The following is a 3068-nucleotide window of genomic DNA, read 5'->3' as shown; positions in this document are numbered from 1 at the left end:
CTGTCTAATACCTTTCCTGTCGCATCCGTACTGCTATAACTAAAACTGAAATCAGCATTGGCCTTGATCGCTGAAATATCCAGTACAAAGGCACCAGCAACTGCACCTGCCTGCATATCAATGGTCAGAGTATTTTCAGATGTCGCAGCACTTCCCTTTGGCCAGTACTTGATGATCACTCGTGTCGCTTGCGTATTCGCTTGAATATTCAGCTTCTGAGTATTTGCATCAAATTTAAGCTTATTGCTCGAATCAGTTAATGTAACCGTAGACTTCTCTGTCGTCCGTGAAATCGTCTGACCAAATAAATTTAAGGTCGTATCTAAACTGTCCTGAGTAAATTTTGGTTGTCTAACTTCTACAACCTGATTACGTTTATCATAAACAGTTTCGGTATAGGTCATTCCAGTCAAATCTTTGATCTGATCTGGAGTATTCGCGGTAATGCTTGTTGTACCCGTCGTATCTAACTGTAACGTTGCATTTCCATTTCGATCATACAAGTAATAGCGGGTGACACCATTATTGGCATTGCTCTTCCATACCTGCCCTTGGTTATTATATTCCGTCACTTCTTGCCAAGGATCTGTCGCTTTCGTCGTACTGTCAAACTTGACTAAACGTTTCCCTGTTACTTCTCCAAATACGTTGTAACGCGTCTCTCTTTCTTCTAAAGTTTTCCAGGTAATGGTTGTACTTGTCTGTGACGCTCGACTACCCTCATTGACTCGACGCGTAATCTCTTTTCCTTGAAGATTGTATTCAATCAGTGTTTCATCTGTTTTTAAAACAGCTGTATTTGTTTTACGCTCGGTACTCACCCAAGTTTGATTGCCCTCAAGATCATAGGCATAATTCACACTATGATTTAAGTTGACATCGGTTTCTTTAACTAGGCGTCCTAGCTTGTCATAAGCGTATTGTGTCACGCGATCATCTGTTGTGATCGTGTCGTTATTGCCGAGTACTGAACTACTTGAGAGCAATCCCAGTCCGTTATATATACTCGATATACGCTGCTTCACAGTCACATTGTTACTGTCTTTATATTCCCCAAATGTTCTTAGGGTTTCACGCCCCAAGGTATCATAAGCGGTTCGAATCGTTCCTGTGCTATCCGTTTTGGTCAGTATTTTATCAAGACCATTGTAAGTAAAACTGCTTGTACTCGTTCCCAGTTTCGTGGTTGCACCATCCGTATATTTTACATTGAGTATTTCTGTTTTGCTGACTCGTCCCTTCTTATCAAATGTCGTCACCGTCTTGCGATCATTGGTCACATCTGCAACCAATAGCGCTCTAATCACACTCTCACTATCCGTGGTCTCAGGGTGTCTTGCTAAACGTTTAGCATATTTGATGTCTGTCTGGGTATTGAGCTTCGATGTCTCATTGTATTCATAAATTGTTTGGGTAGCGTAGCCCTCGTTATCTACACTGAGAGTTTGGCGTCCAATTTTGTCATAGTAAAAATAACGACTATTACCTTTTGCATCCACGATTCGTGTGATATTACCATTGGCATCGTAAACAGTCGTCTCTGTAGCGCTTTGCTTAACAAGCTCGCCTTTAGCCTCTGCATTATATTCGTAACTATATATATCTGGGGTAATGACGGTTATACGTCTATCGAGTTTGTCATAGCCATATTGAATGACACGTACATTTCCAGTTGGCGCTGCTGGAAGGTTTCCGCCAGCTAGACTCGGCAGGGCTAAAGCTTTTTCATAAGATAGTTGTTTGCTGACCTGACCTGTAGCCGTATAGTCCCAACGGGTATATTGACCTACCGCATTGATTTCAGCAATTTTTCTGGCATTTTTATCATAATAGCTATATGTTTTCGCACCATTGGCATCTGTTTTTAAAATCTGATTTCCATAGGCATCGTACTGATAAGTCTCTCTCGGTATGTTTCCTGTGCTAACGACTTTATTTTTTAGGGTAGGTTTACTGGCATCTGTCACTTTCAGCTGTGTAACACTAACAGCTTCACCGATCTTTGCGGTCAGACGATTTAATTTGTCATACTCAAAGACTGAAACTCTTTGTTCTGTTAAACCCAGAGCCTCGATTTGCTTAATCCTGTTCCCAAAGGCATCATATTGATAAGTATGAATGACGTCTTTATCCCCAGACTTTTCTGGTAATATTTCTTTAGTCAAACGCCCTAAAGCGTCATACGTATAGCTATATACCCCCCCTAGTTTATTTCGATAGGTAGCGGGTTGTGTAAATCCATTGCTATAGGTATAAGCCTCATAATGCCCAATCTCATCTGTGATTCTTATTTTTCGGTTTAACTTATCGTATTGATAGGTAATATGACTGTATGTAACTCCATAACTAATGTAAGGCTGTGTCGTTGGAGCTGCTTCGGTACTTGTTGCTATAACTCGAATAGCATTTAAAAGACCATTTGCCCCCTCAATTTTATCCGCACCTTGAAGTTTGGCAAAGTATTTCCGTTCGCCTGTTTGATTTCCAAATACATCGTAGTAATAGTAAGTAACATAACCTTCTGGATCGACTTTAACTGTATTTCGATTTAACCCATCGTAATAGAAGTAACCTTTATTCCCTACTTTATCTTTTACCCAAACGACATTACCGAAAGCATCATAACCTGTCTCTACTGTATAGCCCGCAGCATCAATCTCTTTAACTTTACGATTCAAATCATCGTAAATGTACTGTGTCATCGTATGTGCTGGAAGGGTTGCGGCTGTTCTAAATGCTGTATCCAATTGTGCCAGCGTACTTGCACGACTTAGTGTTGTCGCTGTATTGAATCGTACTGTATTGACAACATTATCATAAGTATCATAACTATAACGTGTCACATAACCCAATGCATCTATCGTATAGTTTAAACGCCCATCCTTATCGTAATAGGAGTTGGTCTCTCTATAATTCGCAACAGCAACCAGTTTAAATGCTTTTTCCAGATTGTCTGTATTTAGCTCTGGACGTGGTGTGGTGAAGTTACCACTGGCATCTTTTGTTCTTAATAAGTCTAACGTTTCGTCAACAGTTAGCTTAGACTGTTTACTTGAAATCAACTGCCC

1 protein-coding gene is annotated in these 3068 nt (G+C 40.4%); it reads right to left on the bottom strand.

Annotated elements, in window-relative coordinates; genetic code table 11:
* Positions 1-3068, bottom strand: a 3068-nt coding sequence (locus J2Y37_RS15750) for a hypothetical protein (RefSeq protein ID WP_349033408.1), incomplete at both ends; no start/stop codon positions are given.

The organism is Acinetobacter sp. 3657, assembly GCF_031456775.1.
GTDB lineage: Bacteria > Pseudomonadota > Gammaproteobacteria > Pseudomonadales > Moraxellaceae > Acinetobacter.
Note: the sequence above shows the minus strand (reverse complement) of the source record. Positions and strands in the feature narration are given on the sequence as shown.